Origin of the sequence: Streptomyces sp. NPDC046831 (assembly GCF_040645305.1) — a bacterium.
GTDB lineage: Bacteria > Actinomycetota > Actinomycetes > Streptomycetales > Streptomycetaceae > Streptomyces.
In genome coordinates, this window is sequence record NZ_JBEYXZ010000048.1 from 14,542 (window position 1) to 31,715 (window position 17,174).

Here is a 17,174-nt window from a genome sequence, read left to right on the forward strand (position 1 = left end):
CGCCGGGGGAAACTGAGGTGGGATGCGAGCAGGGCCCCGACCAGTGGGACGGAGTCGCCCGGCAGGTGGTGGACGCGGTCGAGGGCCTGGTGGCCCTCTGGATCGCCACCGCCGCGGAGATCACACCCGGGCTGCCCGCACGTCAGCTGATCGCCCTGAAGACCGTGCGGCGCCGGCCCGACCTCAACCTCACCGCGCTGGCCGAGCAGCTGGGCGTCGGCCTGCCCACCGCCAGCCGGCTGTGCGACCGGCTGGAGGCCGCCGGGCTGCTGGAGCGGACCGTGCAGCCGTGCAACCGGCGGGAGGTCCAGCTGGCCGTCACCCCTCACGGGCGGCGGCTGCTGGCGGAGGTGACGGAGGGGCGCGTGCGGCGTCTGGCCGCCGTGTTCGCGGAGATGACGCCGGCGCAGCGCGCCGCTCTGCACCAGGGCCTGCTGGCCTTCCACCAGGCCCGCACGGGCCCGCGGAGGCCGCCGCCCCCGCGCAGGGCTCCGGAGGAGTGAGGCGGGACGGGCGCGTCCCGCCGGGCGGCCCGCGGCCGGGGAGAAACCGCGGGGCCGGAGGTACTGCCCGGCGGCGGACCGACCCACAGGGCGGGCGCCGAGCCGCCCATCGGCCGGACCCGCCCGGCTGCTCAACCGGACCGGAAGGATTCGCGGCCGCCTCCGCCTGCGCGCGGTCGCGCGGGACGCCCACGGGGGACGAACCGGCGCCGTCCGCACGGTCCGGTCGACACCCAGGGCCGCGGCGGGGCGGAGCCGCCCGCAGCCGCGTGCCCGCAGCGCCCTCGGATCAGGGACGTCGCTCCGTCGCCCGCGGCCGCGGGCGGGACTGCGCCGGCACGGCGGCACCGTCGGTGTGGCACAGCAGCAGGCAGACGTCGTCGTCGCGTTCGGAGTCGCTCAGCATCGGGCCCAGGATCCGGTCCGTCGCACCGTCCAGGTCGGCGTCCAGCTCCGCCGAGTCGCATGCGCCCAGCGTCGCCGCCAGACGCTCGATGCCCGCGTCTATCCCCCGCGCGCGCCGCTCCACCAGCCCGTCGGTGTAGAGCGCCAGCGTGGAGCCGGGGGAGAGGGGGACGGTGTGGTCGGCGATCTCCTGCCGCAGCGGGATGCCCAGCATCGCGCCCGGCTTGGCGTCGAGCGTGCGCACCCGGCCGTCGGGCGTCCGCAGCACCGGCGGCGGATGGCCCGCGGCGGCCCAGGTGAGCGTCGGGTCGCCGGGACGGAAGCGCGCGATCACCGCGGTGGCGTACAGGTCGGGCTGCAGGTGGTGCAGGAACGTGTGCAGCCGGGTCAGCAGCTGCCCGGGGCTCCCGCCGTCGACGGCGTACGCGCGCAGCGCCGTGCGCAGCTGGCTCATCATCACCGCCGCGCGCAGCCCGTGACCCGTCACGTCGCCGATGACGGCGATCAGGCTGCCGTCGGGCTGCCGGAAGGCGTCGTACCAGTCGCCGCCGATGTTGAGGCCGCGGGTGGCCGGCAGGTAGCGCGCGGCCAGGCCCAGCCCCGGCGTGGTGGGCAGGTCCGTGAGCAGGGCCCGCTGGAGGGTCTCGGCGATGTCCCGGTTGTGCTCGAAGCGCCGGGCGTTGTCGATGGCGATGCTGGCCCGGCGGGCCAGCTCGATCAGCATGACGGCGTCGTCGAGGTCCCAGCGCTCGCCGGGCGGCGCCAGGGTCAGCACACCCAGGGTCGTCCGCCAGGTGAGCAGCGGGATGCACAGCAGCGGCCGCGACGGGTTCAGCGCCGAGGGCGGCTGGTCGTCGACGCCGGGCAGGCCACCGGGGTGATCGGCGGCGTACTGCGCCCGCCCGGTGCGGGCGGCGATCACGGCGGCCGCCGGATGCGGGGCCGACCGGCGCCGGTCGTTGTCGTCGTCGAACAGCCACACGTCCATGCTGTCGGCGTACTCGGGCACCAGCAGTTCCGGCAGCCGGCGGACGATCTCCTCGTGGTTCAGCGAGGCCGTCAGCACGGCGCTGGCGTCCGCCAGGAACGTGAGTCTGCGGCGGGCGCTCTCCGCCTCCGTGCGCGCCTTGCGTTCGGCCGCGAAGGCCTCCCGCTGGGCCCGTCCGGCGGCGTCCAGCTCGGCGTGCAGCGCCAGGACGCCCTGGTTGGTCTGGTGCAGCTCCTCCCGGTGGAAGGCGACCAGCTCCTCCTGCTCGGCGAGCCTGTCCAGCGCCAGCGCGGTGTCCTCGTCGGCGCCGAGCAGCGCCTCGGCCAGGACCGCCGGGTCGTCCGGCACCTCGCCGTCGGGCGCGTCCGCGGCCTCGGTGCAGGCGACGGCCGTCCGCCACGGCGGCTCGGCGGCGTCCGTGTCGTCGGCCGGGGCGACCGTGACCCGCAGTTCGCCCGCCCCGGACGGGGCCTCCAGGATGAGCCGCCAGGTGCCGCCCTTGGTGAGGCAGTGCCGCAGCCGCGCGCTGAGCGCGGTGGCCAGCCGGGTCCGTTCGAGGGTGGGCACGCCGCAGGCGGCGGCCAGGCGGGCCGTGGCGATGCGGGCCCGGGCCGCCTGGGTGACGGTGCTGATCTGCCAAGTGCGCGTCATGAGTGGTCCGGCGGGGTCGTGGTCAGGACGGCCACGGCCGTGTCGTCCCGGACGGGGCGGGCGGAGCTGACGGCGTCGCGGATCGTCACGGCCGCGACGACCGCCGGATCGGCCGCCGGCAGACCCGGCCCGCGGGGCGGGGTCCAGCGGCTCGGCAGGCCGTCGCTGTGCAGGATCAGCAGGCACCCGGCGCCCCACGGCGCCTGGTGCTCGGGCAGGGTCGTGGGGAGGTGCGCGCCGACGATGCCCGGCTTGGACAGCAGCGCCCGCCAGGTGTCGCCCGCCCGCAGCCGCGCCCCCACGTTGCCGACGCCGGCGAAGCGGAGCCGCTGCGCGCGGAGGTCGACCTGGGCCAGAGCGACGGCCGCGCCGCGGGTGCCGCGCAGCGCCGCGTCGAGCTGCCGGAGCAGGTCGGCGGGCGTGAGGTGGGCGCAGCGGTGCAGGGTCTCCACCGCCGCGGTCGACGCCCGCGCGGCCCCGGGGCCGTGGCCCAGCCCGTCGGCCAGCATCAGGGTCACCCGGTCCCCGGCGCGCGCCCAGCTCCAGGCGTCGCCGGAGTGCTCCACCCCGGCGAAGGGGATGTTGATCCCGCCCGCCCACAGGTCCGCCGGCGGCCGGTGGCGGGTGCCGGGCCGCTTCGCGGCGGCGCCCACGCGGGCCAGTGCCACCGTGCCCCGGCCGGGCGCGCTGTGCAGGGCGAAGTCGTCGGCCGCCCGACGGCACGTGCCCAGTCCGGCGCCCAGCGACCGCGTCGTCGAGAAGCCGTCCCGCAGTGCCGCGGCGACGTCGGCCATGCCCGGACCCCGGTCGATCGCCGCTATCTGGACGACCGGGGCCGGGTCGTCGCCGTCGGACACGGCGGCCGGGGGGACGACCTCGACGAGGACCTGGCCGCCCTCGGCGTGCTTGAGCAGGTTCGTGGACAGCTCGGTGGCCACCAGTGCGGCGGCCGCGGTACGCCCCTCGTCGAGCCCGGCGACCGCCGCCGCGCTCTCCGCGGCGACCCGGGCGTCCGGCACCCGCGTCGAGTCGTGCACCGGCACGTCCCACACCCGCGGCATCAGGCCTCCCCGCGCGGAAGCGGCGGACGGACCGCCCACGAGGTCACGGTGACGGTGGTGCCGGCGCCCGGGGTGCTGTCGACGGCGAACTCGTGCACCAGCCGCCGGGCGCCGCCCAGGCCCATCCCCAGGCCGTCGCCCGAGGTGCAGCCGTCGCGGAGCGCCTGCTCGAGGTCGGGGATGCCGGGGCCCTCGTCGCTGAAGGCCAGGCGCAGTCCGTGCGCGGACCCGTCGACCACGTGCGTCACCTCCATGTGTCCGCCCCCGCCGTGCACCAGGGTATTGCGGGCCAGTTCGCTGGCCGCGGTGACCAGCTTCGTCTGGTCCACCAGGCCGAAGCCGAGCCGGGCGGCCGCCTGGCGTACGTGCTGCCGGACCCGTACGAGATCGATGTCCGAGCGGATCGGCAGGGATGCCCGGACGCCCGCGGCCGTCTCCATCACCGGCTCCCCGGGCGCCGGCAGCCGGTGCCGGGGGCGGGATCCTGGGCGGACACCAGCCGGACGGCCTCCTCGGTGCTGAGCGCCGTCCGCAGACCGGGCAGCGTCAGGCCCAGCTCCACCATGGTGATCGCGACCGCGGGCCGCATGCCCGCGATGACGGTCCGCGCCGCCAGGAGCCGGGCCTGCGCGGCGATCTCGGCGAGGACGCGGCCGAGGAAGGAGTCGACGATCTCGACGCCGGAGAGGTCGATGACGAGCCCCGACGCCCGGGTGCGGGCGATGGTCTCGCCGATGTCCTGCTGGAGCTGCTCGGCCGCGCCGTCGAACAGGTCTCCCTGGATGGTCACCAGGAGCACGTCACCGAGCCGGAGCACCGGTACGTGCCCCGCGGCGGGCCGGGAGAGGTCGCCCATCACCGGTGGTCCACACCGCCGGGCGCCGAAGGGACGAGGCCGGCGCCGAGCTCGCGCAGCGCGTGGCCGAGGGCGTCCGCGAGGCTGGCGCGGGTGACGACCGTGCCCAGGTCCAGGCCGAGGTGGACGATGGTCTGCGCGATGGCCGGGCGGATGCCGGAGACCACGCACTCGGCGTCCATCAGACGGGCCGCGGCGACCGTCTTCATCAGGTGCTGGGCCACGAGCGAGTCGACGGTGGGCACCCCGGTGATGTCGAGGATCGCGAAGCGCGCCCGCTGGTCGACGACGGCCTCCAGGAGCGTCTCCATGACGACCTGGCTGCGGGCGCTGTCGAGCGTCCCGATCAGCGGCACGGCGACGATGCCGTCCCACAGCTTGATGACGGGCGTGGCGGCCTCCAGCAGCTGGAGCCGCTGCCGGTCGATCAGCGCCCGGCCCTCGCCGAGCGCCGTCTCCATCACCACCAGCCGCAGGGTGCCGAGGAGGACCGTGAGGGTGTTGGTGCACTCCCGCACCCACTCCGCCGGTGCGCCGGCAAGCTCCGCGGCCAGCAGGTCCACCACCGGCGGCCGCAGCAGGTCCACCTCGTGCGACACCTGCACCGGGCTCAGGCCCGCGCGCGTGCGGGCGGCCGCCATCCGGGACAGCTGCTCGCGCACCGCCGCGAACCCGTCGGCCTCGGGGTCGGCCACGCGCCCGGAGAGGGCGACCGCGGCCAGGGCGTCGACCAGGGCCCCGCCCGCCTCCACCGCCTCGTCGCGGGAGACGGTGGACACGGTGCGGAACAGTGCCTCGTCGGCCCAGCGCCGGGCGACCCGGTCCCGGCGGCGGTGCAGGAAGTCCCCGACCTCCCGCGCCGGCGATCCGTGCTGTCCTGCCGCTTCGTGCTCCGGCACCTGCTCCACTCCTCATCTGCGTCGGTTGCATCGCTCCGCACCCGCTGGAGGCAACGGGACGGCGATGTGACCTTTGCCGGACGACAACTGTATCCATCCGCCCACGTCGTCCGACACCCGTCCCGGCCGGCCCGTCCGGTCGGGTGGCGGGCCCGCCGGCCGCCGCCCGGCAGACGTTCGCGCCGTGGACCGCCGTTCGAATCGCCCGGCGGCGCGGGCCGGGGGAGCCGTTCGGATCCCTAGGCCGGCTGCTTGCCGAACCAGTCGAGGCACACGACCAGCGCGTCGTCGTCCGGCTCGGCGCTGCCGCGGTGGCCGTTCAGCTCGCGCAGCACCGCCGCGGGCACCTCCGCCGCCGGAAGCAGCCCCGCTGAGGCGATAGCCCTGGTCAGAGCGCGTTCCCCGTAATGCTCGCCGCCGGGCGCGGCGACCGCGTAGACGCCGTCGCTGACGAACATGAGCCGGTCGCCGGGCCGGAGCTGGAACTCCTGGGACACGTAGTCGGTCTCCTCGAACATGCCGAGCGGCAGCTGCTGCTCCAGGGAGACGGCCGTCACGGCCCGGTCGCGCACGCTCAGCATCCGCGGGGAGCCCGCGTCGACCACCTGCATACGGCCGGTGGACAGCTCCAGTTCCAGCATCAGCACCGACAGGTGGGCCCGGCCGTGGTAGTGCCCGTAGACGGCCTGGTCGGCCAGCGCCGCCTGGTCGGCGAGGGGGAGGCCCGCCCGCCGGGCGTTGCGCAGCGCGTTGATCCCGAGGCTCGTCAGCAGCGAGGCCTCGATCCCCTCGCCCATGCCGTTGGTGAGGTACAGCATCAGCCGGTCGGCGGAGACGGACCAGTCGAAGTTGTCCCCGTGGATCGCGTAGGCGGGCTGGAGCTGCGCGCCGAGCGCGTACTCGGGCGCCGAGCAGGAGCGGGCCGGCAGCAGCTGCCACTGCATCTCGGCCGCGAGGGTGAGCCGGTCCTTGCGGCGGGAGCGCATGTAGAGGTCGGTGTCGCGGTCGGCGACGACGATCTCGTGGCCCAGCGCCCGCGCCGCCTCGACGAGATCGCCCAGCTGCGCGTCCGCGTGCGCGGACGCGGTCAGGGTGACGCACAGCACGCCGAGCCGGTCGCCGCGCACGGTGACGGGCAGGAACACCCGCACCCGGCCGTCGCCGCGTTCCTCCACGAACGGCTCCTGTGCCCCGAAGGCCCGTCCGGCCGGGCTGCCGTGCACGGGCATCGGCCGGCCGGCGTGCGGGGAGTCCGCGACGGGCTGCAGCACCGTCAGTCCGTAGTCGGCCATCAGGAACTCGACGGCCTCCGCCTCGTACTGGCTGCAGAGCACCTTTCTGAGGGTGTCCACCACGCGGTGCGGAGCCGCGGAGCGCAAGGCCCGCTCGACGGCCACGAGTCTGTTCACGATGTCGGTTATGCCATTCCTGTGATGCGGCGGAGTCACGTCCGTGCCATGGTGGCCGAGACACCGCGTTCCATTCTGATCCTCCACCGCGCCGCTGTCCCACCCGACGGTGAGCTGACAGCAGCCGGGAACCCTGGGAGAGTGTGACCGTGACGTCCCCCTACTCCCGTCCGCACCCCACCGAGGTGGCGCATGTGACCTCGGAGGCGGCGGAGCTGCTGGAGGTCCTGTGGGGCCGTGCTTCCACGGGTCCGGTCTCCGCCTCCCAGCTGCGCGTGCTGTTCATCCTCGAGCACAACGAAGGCATCAACCTGCGCACCCTCGCCGACGCCCTCGGCTCCACGCCCCCGTCGACGAGCCGGCTCTGCGACCGGCTGGAGGCGGTGGGCTTCGTCCGCCGCGAGACGGCGGTCAGCAGCCGCCGTGAGGTGCAGCTGGAGCTCAGCCGCCACGGGCGGGCGTTCCTCGCCGACCTGCGCGCCCGCCGTGAGGCCGCGCTGCAGTCCGTCCTGGAGCAGATGCCCGCGGCGCACCGGGCCGCGCTGCTGACCGGGCTGGACGCGTTCTGCGCCGCGGCGTCCGCACAGATCCACGACAACGAGACGACGGACGACGCCCGTACGGCGTGACCGTCCGCCTCCCCGGCCGTGACGCCGGCGGGCCCGGACGGGTGCCCAGGCCGCGTTCCGCCGACCGACGCACGCGTCCACCGGCCATGCCCTGCCTCCCGTCCCTCCCGCCGCGCACGACTGCCCGCACACTTTGTTGCCTGACGGCTACAGTTGTCAAACGGCAACTGTAGCCCCCGCGGGAGCGACGGCGAACGGCGCTCACGCACCGGGTGCGCGGCGGACCGTCAGCCCTCCTGCTCGCCGGGCGCCTCCTCGGCCGTCTCCGGCTGCCGGTCGACCAGCGCGAGCGCCTCGTCCACGGTCTCGGACACCGGCACGGTGATGCTCACGCCCGTCAGGTCCAGGATCCGGCGCACGGCCGGCGTGGGCCCGATGATGTGCACGCTGCCGGGCCGGTCGCGGACCTCCTGGTACACCCGCAGGATGATGTTCATGCCGGAGGAGTCCATGAAGGGGACCCCGGAGAGGTCGAGCAGGAAGTGCCGCCGGCCGTGGTGGAGCTGGTTGGCCAGGTGGGCCTGCAGCTCGGTCGCGGTGTCGACGTCCAGGTAGCCCTCGACCGTGAGCAGGGCTACGTCCTCCCGGGGCAGGGTGACTTCCACGGACAGGGGGTTCTGGGCAATGGGCACGGGTACCTCCAACGAGTGCTGACGGCGAGGGCAGGTTGCCCCGGTCGGCCCCTTCGATGCGCGTCGATCCCGGCGCCGTGCCGTGATCAAGCTCTCACCGGGGCCTACGGGCGACGATCGCCGAAACCGCAGGACGGCGGGACTTGTCGCACGCACCGGCCCCATGCCGTGCCCCCTTTCACCTGCGGGTCTTCGACTCTCGCCGCGCCTCGGCACCTACCCCGGAATCAATCCGCCATGCCCACGGACAGCCGGGGTCGTTAGACGTGGGGGGCCCGACGTGACACGGTGGGAGCAGCCCCCGGGCCTGAAGGCCCACACCCCCATCAGAGAGGGGGGCGAAGCAGATGGGCGCACACGTCTCATTGAACCCCGTCGGCACCACCGCGACGCTGACGCTCGACACCGACATCGACGACCAGACCCGCCCGGCCGTGGAAGCCGTGGCCGCCGGCCTGCCCGCCACCGTCCGGGAACTCACCCTCGACTTCCGCCGCGTGAGGTTCGTGGACAGTGCGGTACTGCACCTGATCCTGACGCTGCGCCACAACCTCGACCGCACCGGCGGCCGGGTCCTGGTCGCGGGCCTGGGCGCGCAGCCCCACCGGCTCCTCGCACTGGCCACCGACCTGTGGCCCGAGAGCCGCTGGGAGACCTACCTGACCCCGGCGGCGTAGGGCCGGCGGGGCCGTTCGGGCGCCTTGGGCCATCGCCGGGAACGGTGGCGGCGACGGGACAGAACGGGACGACGACAGGAAGGGGGCCTGCCCGTGCCGGGCAGGCCCCCTTCCGGCGTGTTCCCCGCCGGACGGCGACTACGGCAGCGGCGTGCCGCCGGTGGCGTTGACGATCTCCGCCGTGATGTAGCTCGCCCGCTGCGAGGCGAGGAAGACGTAGGCCGGTGCCATCTCGGCCGGCTGGGCGGGCCGCCCGAGCGGCGCCTGCTTGCCGAACGACTGCGTGTCCGGCATGGTCGCCGGGATCAGCGGGGTCCACACGGGGCCGGGGGCGACCGCGTTGACGCGGATGCCGTCCTCCGCGACCATCTGCGCCAGCCCCTGGGTGAACGCGACGATGGCGCTCTTGGTCATGGCGTAGTCCAGCAGGTGCGGGCTCGGCTTGTAGGCCTGCACGGACGTGGTGTTGATGATCGAGGATCCGGCCCGCATGTGCGGCAGCGACATCTTCGACAGCCAGAACATGCCGTAGAGGTTCGTGCGCATCACCCGGTCGAACTGCTCGGTGGAGATGGCACCGATGCCGTCCGGCTGGGACATCTGGTAGGCCGCGTTGTTGATCAGCACGTCGATGCGGCCGAACTCGGAGACGGCGCGGTCCACCAGGTCACGGCACTGCTGCTCCTCGCGGATGTCGCACACCACCGGCACCGCCGTGCGTCCGGCCTCCTCCACCAGCCGGGCGGTCTCGCGAGCGTCCTTCTCCTCCTCGGGGAGGTAGGTGAAGACCACGTCGGCGCCCTCGCGGGCGAACGCGATCGCGACCGCCCTGCCGATGCCGGAGTCGCCGCCCGTCAGCAGGGTCTTGCGGTCGGTGAGCAGGCCGCAGCCCTGGTAGGACTCCTCCCCGTGGTCCGGCGGCGGGTCCATGGGCCCGGTCCAGCCCGGGTGCTCCTGGCCCTGCTGCGGAAACTCCGGCTGCGGGTGCTGCGTCGTCGGGTCCTGCTGGCGGTCGTCGGTCATGGTGGTGCACCTCCGTGGGGGGAACGCCCCGTGATCGCCGGGCGTACGTCGCTGCTCCAAGTGCCCACAGCCGCGCGGCGCACACCAGCGGACACGCGCACGGCCCCCGGCCCCCCGCGCCGATGGCGGGCGGCCGGGGGCCGTGTGCCGTGGACCCGTGCTCACCAGGAGTTGCTGCCCGGGCGCCGTCGCCGCGCGGCCGCCCCTCGCGTCCCGGCCCCCGCGGCCGGCGCGGCGCGCGACAGGCCGTCAGCCGACCCTGATGCCCACGATGCAGGTGTCGTCGTCCGTGTCCGACTTGCTGTACGTCAGCAGGCGGTCCAGCTGCTGGTCCAGCGTGCGCGGCGCGGCGCTGGCCGTGGTCAGCAGGTGCGTCAGCGACTCCTCGACCGAGCGGTCCCGCCGCTCGATCAGGCCGTCGGTGTACATCAGCAGCGTGTCCTGCGCCGCCAGCTGCACCTCGTCCTCCTCGTACACGGCCTCGGGCACCGCGCCCAGCAGCAGGCCCCGGACCAGCGGCAGCGGCGCCGCCTCCGCATCGCGGACCAGCACGGGCGGCAGATGGCCCGCGCGGGCCCAGCGCAGGGTGTGCCGTTCCGGGTCGTACAGCGCGCACACCGCCGTGGCCGTGACCGCGCCGGTCAGATGGTGCGCCACGATGTTCAGCCACGACAGCAGCTGGCCCGGCCCGGCGCCCGTCACGGCCAGACCGCGCAGCGCGTTGCGCAGCACGACCATGCTGGTCGCGGCCTCGATGCCGTGGCCGGCGACGTCGCCCACGCACAGCAGCACCAGCCCCGACGGCAGCACGACCGCGTCGTACCAGTCGCCGCCCACCAGCTGCTCGGTCTCGGCCGGCCGGTAGCGCACGGCGACCTGCAGGTCGGGGACCTGCAGGGGCGCCTGCGCCGGGGGCATGATCGCGTGCTGGAGCTGCAGGGTGAGCCGGTTGCGCTCACTGGCCTGCTGCTCGGTGTGGGCGAGCTGGTCGCGGGTGGCGGCGAGCGCCACCTCCGTCCAGTGCTGCGCCGAGATGTCCTGGTAGGCGCCGCGGACGACGAACAGCCGCCCGTCGGTGTCGAGGACCGGCTCGGCGACGATCCGCATGTGACGGGTGACCCCGTCCGGCCGTTGCAGCCGGAAGGCCGCGGAGGCCGGCCGCCGGTGGTGCAGCACGGTGCGCAGGAACCGGCGGATGGCGACCGCGTCGTCCGGGTGCGCGTAGGCGGGCAGCTCCTCCAGCGGCACCGGGGTGCTCGACGGCGCCCGCCCGTACAGGTCGAACAGCTGGCCGTTCCAGGTGATCTCGCCGGTCAGCAGGTTCTCCTCGAACCCGCCGATGCGGCCGAGGCGCTGGGCGTGCTGGAGCAGACTGGCCAGCCGCGCCGTCTCGTCCTCGATGCGCCAGATGAGCAGCACGCTGCTGCCGTGCCGGCTGATGCTGATGTCCGCGACCGCCGACAGCGGCACCTGCCCCACCAGCGCGGTCAGGTGCATGCGGCGCGCCCGGAACGGCTCGCCCGTCGCGTACACCCGCTCGATCCGCTGGAAGAGCTCGCTCTCCCCGGCGGTCATCGGGTAGGCCTCCAGCAGCAGCGCGCCGCTGACCACCGCCCGCGGCCGTCCCGCCGGGTCGAGGAAGCGGCTGTTGACGTGCTGGATGCGGAAGTCCACCAGCTGGCCGGAGCCGTCGACGTGCGGCACCAGCACCAGCGCGGGGTCGTGCAGCCCGTCGGCGAGGTCCATCAGCTCGGCGGCGTCCGGCATGACCCGGGGCTCGAGCCCGAGGTCGTGGCGCAGCGTGTACGTCTCCAGCGTGTGCGCGCACAGTTCCGCCAGGGCCTCCACCTGGCGGACCACCTGCGGCGGCTGCGGCTCCAGCGGCGACGGCCAGACGATCTCCAGCACGCCGTGGATGCGTCCGCCGGTCCCGGCGGGCAGGGCCACCCGGCCGCCGTCCGGATGCAGATGCCGTCCGATGGTCGGCAGGCCGGTCTCGGCGAGCGACGTCAGCCACACGCCGGTCCGCTCGCTCAGGCCGCGGCGCGCGACGGTGGCCACCTCCGGGGGCACGTACCGCCAGCGGCCGGCCTCGGCGGGCGAGAAGCCGGCACTGCCCGCCAGGCTGAGCGAGCCGTCGGCGCCCGCCGCCCAGACCGCCACGGCCACCGCGCCGAGCGGGCGCAGCGCGTGCTCCAGCAGGGAGTCGGCGACGGCCTGCGTGTCCTGCGCGGCGAGCGCGCCGCTCTCGGCGGCGCGCAGCCGCACGGCCGCGGACTCCTGCTCGGCGGCCGTGCTGCCCGCAGCGACCGCGAGGAAGGCGTCGGTGACCTCCGACATCCGGTCGCGGGCGGCCTGGTTGATGACCTCGACCGCGAACTCCAGGGGCGTCACCTTGGCCTGCTCGGTCAGCTCCGCGAGCTGCCGGGCGGCCTGCGCCGGTCCGCAGCCGAGGCGTTCGACCAGGATGCCCTTGGCGAGCTCGATCAGCGCCCGCCCCTCGGCCTCCACCTGCGCCGCCCGCACCTCGCGCCGCAGCCGCTCGACCGTGGCGGCCAGCCTGCCCACGGGGGAGGTGGAGGAGGCACCGGCGAGTTCGCGGGACGGCGGCTCGGCGGAGTCCGGCTGCCCGGGGATCGCGGGCGGCTCCGGGTGCGGCTCGGCACCTCCCGGTTCGAGGCGGTGCTCCGCGCCGGCCGGTCCGAGGCGCGACTGCGCGCCGGCCGGCTCGTGCGGCTGCTCGGGAGTGCTCACGATGCGGATGCTCCTCGGCTGCGGGGCCCTCGGGTGCGGAACGTGCGGTCTGGGGTGCCGCCCGTCCCGCCGGCGGGCGGGACGGGCCTCGGCACGCTCACGCCGACAGCCAGCGCCGGACGCAGGCGATGAGGTCGTGCGTGTCGACGGGCTTGGTGACGTAGTCGCTGGCGCCCGAGGCCAGCGACTTCTCCCGGTCGCCGGGCATCGCCTTGGCGGTGACGGCGATGATGGGCAGCTCGGCGTACTGCGGCATCTTGCGGATCTCCGCGGTGGCCGTGTAGCCGTCCATCTCCGGCATCATCACGTCCATCAGGACCAGCGCGATGTCCGGGTTGTCGACCAGCGTCTCGATGCCCTTGCGTCCGTTCTCCGCGTGCAGCACCCGGAAACCGTACAGCTCCAGGATGCCGCTGAGCGCGAACAGGTTGCGGGCGTCGTCGTCGACGACGAGGACGGTACGGCCGGCGAAGGTGCCGTCGACCGGCGGCGCGAGCTCCGACGGGTCCTCGTTGCGCACCAGCGACAGCACGTCCCCGGGCTCCTCGGCCGACAGGTGCAGGGCGATGCGCTCGCGCAGCTCGTCCAGGCTGGAGAGGAACTCCACGGCGCCGTCGTCCGCGCGTGAGCGCAGCGCCTCCGCCCGGGCCACGTCGGGCCGGTGGCCGCTGTGGATGAGCACCGGCACACCCGCCAGCGCCGAGTCGCCCTCCAGCGCCTGCAGGAAGCGCGACGCCTCCCCGTCGGGCATGTCCAGGTCGAGGACGACGCAGTGGCACGGCTCGGCCGCCAGGGCACCCGCCGCCTCCTGGGCGCCGATGGCGGTGATCACCTCGACCGCGGGCGGCGCGGCGGCGTCGTCCGGGCTGTGCCGGGCGACGTCCGCGACGACGCTCTCGGCCACGAGGGTCAGCAGTCCGCGCGGCCGCTCCTCGACGACCAGCAGCCGGCGGGCGCGCTGCCCGGCCGGGCCCGGGCGCTGGGGCGCCGGGAGCTGGGCGGCCGGCGCCGACGCCGCGAGCTGCACCGGTTCGGCCTCCGGCGCCCGGGCGCTGTCGAACTGCTCGAATTCCGGCAGGGCCACGGGCAGGAAGAGCGTGAAGGTGCTGCCCCGGCCCGGGGTGCTGTCCACGGTCACGGCCCCGCCGAGCAGGTGCGCGATCTCCCGGGTGATGGACAGGCCGAGGCCCGTGCCGCCGTACTTGCGGCTCGTGGTGCCGTCGGCCTGCTGGAAGGCTCCGAAGATCGTCTCCAGGTGCTGTTCCTGGATGCCGATGCCGGTGTCCTTCACCCGGAAGGCCACGACGGCGCTGCCCCGGACCACGCCGGCCGGCACGTCGTCGTCCGTCGCGGGCTCGATGGACAGCTCCACACCGCCCTGTTCGGTGAACTTCACCGCGTTGGACAGCAGGTTGCGCAGGACCTGGCGCAGCCGGGAGTCGTCGGTGAGCAGGTCCCCGGGCGCGCCGGCCGCGGTGGTGACCGTGAACTCCAGGCCCTTCTGCGTCGTCATCGGCCGGAAGGTGGCCTCGACGTACTCGATGAGCTGGCGCAGCGACACCCGTTCCGGGCTGACGTCCATCTTGCCCGCCTCGACCTTCGACAGGTCGAGGATGTCGTTGATCAGCTGCAGCAGGTCGGAGCCCGCGGAGTGGATGATGCCCGCGTACTCCACCTGCTTGGGCGTGAGGTTGCGCGAGGGGTTCTGCGCCAGCAGCTGGGCGAGGATGAGCAGGCTGTTGAGCGGGGTGCGCAGCTCGTGGCTCATGTTCGCCAGGAACTCCGACTTGTACTTCGAGGCGAGCGACAGCTGCTGGGCGCGCGCCTCGAGCTCCTGCCGCGCCTGCTCGATCTGCAGGTTCTTCGCCTCGATGTCACGGTTCTGGGCCGCCAGCAGCGAGGCCTTCTCCTCCAGCTCCGCGTTGGAACGCTGCAGTTCCTCCTGCTGCTCCTGCAACTCGGCAGAACGGGCCTGCAGTTCGGCGGTCAGACGCTGCGACTCGTCCAGCAGCTCGTCGGTGCGCGCGTTGGCCACGATCGTGTTGACGTTGACGCCGATGGTCTCCCGCAGCTGCTCCAGGAAGTCCCGGTGGATCGCGGTGAAGGGGGAGACGGACGCCAGCTCGATCACGCCCAGTACCTGGTCCTCGAACAGGATGGGCAGCAGCAGCAACGCGGTCGGCACGGCCTGGCCGAGCCCGGAGGAGATGGTGATGTAGCCCTGCGGCAGCTCGTCGACGCTGATCGTGCGGCGGCTGCGCGCGGCCTGGCCGACCAGGGACCGGCCGAACCGGATCCGGACGGGCCGGTCGTCGTCGGGGTGGCCGTAGCCGCCCACGAGCCGCAGCTCCGGCCCCTCCTCGCCCTCCTCGGCGAGGTAGAAGGCGCCGTACTGGGCCGCGACCAGGGGGGCCAGCTCCTCCATGATCAGCTCGGCCACCACGGGCAGGTCGCGGTGCCCCTGCATCAGGCTGGAGATCCGCGCCAGGTTGGTCTTCAGCCAGTCCTGCTCCTGGTTGGCCCGGGTCGTCTCGCGCAGGGACCCCACCATCGAGTTGATGTTGTCCTTGAGCTCGGCGACCTCGCCGGAGGCCTCCACGGTGATCGACCGGGTCAGGTCGCCCTCGGCCACGGCGCTGGCGACCTCGGCGATCGCGCGCACCTGGCGGGTCAGGTTCCCGGCCAGCTCGTTGACGTTCTCCGTCAGGCGCTTCCAGGTGCCGGAGACACCCTCCACCTCGGCCTGGCCGCCGAGGCGTCCTTCGGTGCCGACCTCGCGGGCGACGCGGGTGACCTCGTCGGCGAAGGCGGAGAGCTGGTCGACCATCGTGTTGATGGTCGTCTTGAGCTCCAGGATCTCGCCGCGCGCGTCGACGTCGATCTTCTTCGACAGGTCGCCCTTGGCCACCGCGGTCGTCACCAGCGCGATGTTGCGCACCTGGCCGGTGAGGTTGTTGGCCATGGAGTTGACGTTGTCGGTCAGGTCCTTCCACGTGCCCGCCACGTTGGGCACGTGGGCCTGGCCGCCGAGGCGTCCTTCGGTGCCGACCTCGCGGGCGACGCGGGTGACCTCGTCGGCGAAGGCGGACAGCGTGTCGACCATCGTGTTGATGACGTCGGCCAGCGCCGCGACCTCGCCCTTGGCCTCGACGGTGATCTTGCGGGAGAGGTCGCCGCGGGCCACGGCGGTGGCGACCTGGGCGATGGAGCGCACCTGCCCCGTCAGGTTCGACGCCATGACGTTGACGTTGTCGGTCAGGTCCTTCCACGTGCCCGACACGCCGCGCACGTCCGCCTGGCCGCCGAGGCGTCCTTCGGTGCCGACCTCGCGGGCGACGCGGGTGACCTCGTCGGCGAAGGCGGAGAGCTGGTCGACCATCGTGTTGATGGTGTTCTTCAGTTCCAGGATCTCGCCGCGGGCGTCGACGGTGATCTTCTGGGAGAGGTCGCCCTGCGCCACGGCCGTGGCCACCTGGGCGACGTTGCGGACCTGGGCGGTCAGGTTGCCCGCCATGAAGTTCACGGAGTCCGTGAGGTCCCGCCAGGTGCCCTTGACGCCCTTGACGTCCGCCTGGCCGCCGAGGCGTCCTTCGGTGCCGACCTCGCGGGCGACGCGGGTGACCTCGTCGGCGAAGGCGGACAGCTGGTCGACCATCGTGTTGATGGTGCTCTTCAGTTCCAGGATCTCGCCGCGGGCGTCGACAGTGATCTTCTGGGACAGGTCGCCCTTGGCCACCGACGTCGTCACCTGGGCGATGTTGCGCACCTGCGAGGTGAGGTTGCCCGCCATGAAGTTCACCGAGTCGGTCAGGTCACGCCAGACGCCGGCGACGCCCGGCACCTTGGCCTGGCCGCCGAGGCGTCCTTCGGTGCCGACCTCGCGGGCGACGCGGGTGACCTCGTCGGCGAAGGCGGACAGCTGGTCGACCATCGTGTTGACGGTCTCCTTCAGCTGCAGGATCTCGCCACGGGCCGGCACGTCGATCTTCTGCGACAGGTCGCCCTTGGCCACCGCCGTCGCCACCTGGGCGATGTCGCGGACCTGGGTGGTGAGGTTGCCCGCCATGGCGTTCACCGAGTCGGTCAGATCGGCCCAGGTGCCCGAGACGCCCGGCACCTCCGCCTGACCGCCGAGGGTGCCCTCGGTGCCGACCTCGCGGGCGACGCGGGTGACCTCGCGGGTGAAGACGGACAGCTGGTCGACCATGCCGTTGAACACGGTGGCGATGTCGCCCATCAGGCCGTCGGCGTCCTCGGGCAGTCGCGTGCCGAAGTCGCCGTCGCGCACGGCCGTCAGACCCGCCAGGAGCTGTCTCAGCTCCTGGTCTCCCGGCACAGCGTCGACCACCTCGGTCCTGTCGCTGGTCATCCGCATCCTCGTCCCGCTCCCCAGGAGTCCCCCCAGCGGAGACTCGGAACCTGGCCGGCCGCCGTCGCGGGCCCGCCCGTTGTGTTCGCATTTCCGCAGTTCACGGATCTGCATGATGAGAAAATACGCCGCAGGCTAACCCAGATGGACCGTCCCGAACAAAACCCCGCGCGGGCGTGCCGGACGCTTCCGGATCACCCGGAAGACTTCCTGTGTGAATCCGCGAACAAGGGGTAGACGGGTGAGTTTGCCGGGCGCGCCCCCGCGGGCGGCGCCGCCCCGCGGTGGCCGGCCCGGGGCACCCCTGCCGTACGCTCA

Annotated in this window: 13 protein-coding genes; 3 read left to right on the forward strand and 10 right to left on the reverse strand. The window is 73.9% G+C overall.

Going from position 1 to position 17,174, the window contains the following annotated elements:
* Positions 1 to 17: 17 nt before the first annotated feature.
* Positions 18 to 503 carry a MarR family transcriptional regulator gene (locus ABZ920_RS28310; protein WP_361510896.1) on the forward strand — a complete coding sequence of 162 codons (486 nt, stop codon included), beginning with the start codon at positions 18 to 20 and terminating at the stop codon, positions 501 to 503.
* A 289-nt stretch (positions 504 to 792) separates the two neighbouring features.
* Here the strand turns inward: ABZ920_RS28310 and ABZ920_RS28315 are convergent, their stop codons facing one another.
* The 6 genes from ABZ920_RS28315 to ABZ920_RS28340 form a co-directional block, all read right to left on the reverse strand.
* Positions 793 to 2,547, reverse strand: a complete 1,755-nt coding sequence (locus ABZ920_RS28315; RefSeq protein ID WP_361510899.1) for a SpoIIE family protein phosphatase — start codon at positions 2,545 to 2,547, stop codon at positions 793 to 795.
* Positions 2,544 to 3,608 (reverse strand): ATP-binding SpoIIE family protein phosphatase, encoded by a 1,065-nt coding sequence (locus tag ABZ920_RS28320; protein WP_361510902.1) that lies wholly within the window; start codon positions 3,606 to 3,608, stop codon positions 2,544 to 2,546. The genes ABZ920_RS28315 and ABZ920_RS28320 overlap by 4 nt, the downstream gene beginning before the upstream one ends.
* On the reverse strand, positions 3,608 to 4,048 hold the full coding sequence (locus ABZ920_RS28325) for an anti-sigma regulatory factor (protein ID WP_361510905.1): 441 nt from the start codon (positions 4,046 to 4,048) through the stop codon (positions 3,608 to 3,610). The genes ABZ920_RS28320 and ABZ920_RS28325 overlap by 1 nt, the downstream gene beginning before the upstream one ends.
* Positions 4,048 to 4,464, reverse strand: coding sequence for an STAS domain-containing protein (locus ABZ920_RS28330; protein WP_361510908.1), 417 nt, complete (start codon positions 4,462 to 4,464; stop codon positions 4,048 to 4,050). Before ABZ920_RS28330 ends, ABZ920_RS28325 begins: the two co-directional genes overlap by 1 nt.
* Entirely contained in the window at positions 4,464 to 5,363 is a 900-nt protein-coding gene (locus tag ABZ920_RS28335) for an STAS domain-containing protein (RefSeq protein WP_361510911.1), read from the reverse strand. The genes ABZ920_RS28330 and ABZ920_RS28335 overlap by 1 nt, the downstream gene beginning before the upstream one ends.
* Before the next feature lie 239 nt (positions 5,364 to 5,602).
* The gene (locus tag ABZ920_RS28340) at positions 5,603 to 6,772 is read right to left on the reverse strand and encodes a PP2C family protein-serine/threonine phosphatase (protein WP_361510914.1); all 1,170 of its coding nucleotides are present in this window, start codon (positions 6,770 to 6,772) and stop codon (positions 5,603 to 5,605) included.
* 143 nt (positions 6,773 to 6,915) lie between these two features.
* Between ABZ920_RS28340 and ABZ920_RS28345 the strand changes: the two genes are divergently transcribed.
* On the forward strand, positions 6,916 to 7,401 hold the full coding sequence (locus tag ABZ920_RS28345) for a MarR family transcriptional regulator (protein ID WP_361510917.1): 486 nt from the start codon (positions 6,916 to 6,918) through the stop codon (positions 7,399 to 7,401).
* Between the two features lie 227 nt (positions 7,402 to 7,628).
* Here ABZ920_RS28345 and ABZ920_RS28350 read toward each other — a convergent pair whose 3' ends face one another.
* The gene (locus ABZ920_RS28350) at positions 7,629 to 8,033 is read right to left on the reverse strand and encodes an STAS domain-containing protein (protein WP_361510920.1); all 405 of its coding nucleotides are present in this window, start codon (positions 8,031 to 8,033) and stop codon (positions 7,629 to 7,631) included.
* A 347-nt stretch (positions 8,034 to 8,380) separates the two neighbouring features.
* Here ABZ920_RS28350 and ABZ920_RS28355 point away from each other — a divergent pair, with 347 nt between their 5' ends.
* Positions 8,381 to 8,710 (forward strand): STAS domain-containing protein, encoded by a 330-nt coding sequence (locus tag ABZ920_RS28355; protein ID WP_361510923.1) that lies wholly within the window; start codon positions 8,381 to 8,383, stop codon positions 8,708 to 8,710.
* 138 nt (positions 8,711 to 8,848) lie between these two features.
* On the opposite strand, the gene ABZ920_RS28360 is transcribed toward ABZ920_RS28355, so the two are convergent.
* From ABZ920_RS28360 to ABZ920_RS28370, 3 genes are all read right to left on the reverse strand, one after another.
* Positions 8,849 to 9,733, reverse strand: coding sequence for an SDR family oxidoreductase (locus ABZ920_RS28360; RefSeq protein ID WP_361510925.1), 885 nt, complete (start codon positions 9,731 to 9,733; stop codon positions 8,849 to 8,851).
* A gap of 249 nt (positions 9,734 to 9,982) precedes the next feature.
* Positions 9,983 to 12,370, reverse strand: coding sequence for a SpoIIE family protein phosphatase (locus ABZ920_RS28365; protein WP_361510976.1), 2,388 nt, complete (start codon positions 12,368 to 12,370; stop codon positions 9,983 to 9,985).
* Between the two features lie 214 nt (positions 12,371 to 12,584).
* Complete coding sequence (locus ABZ920_RS28370; RefSeq protein ID WP_361510928.1) at positions 12,585 to 16,856, reverse strand: HAMP domain-containing protein; 4,272 nt, start codon at positions 16,854 to 16,856, stop codon at positions 12,585 to 12,587.
* Positions 16,857 to 17,174: the final 318 nt, after the last annotated feature.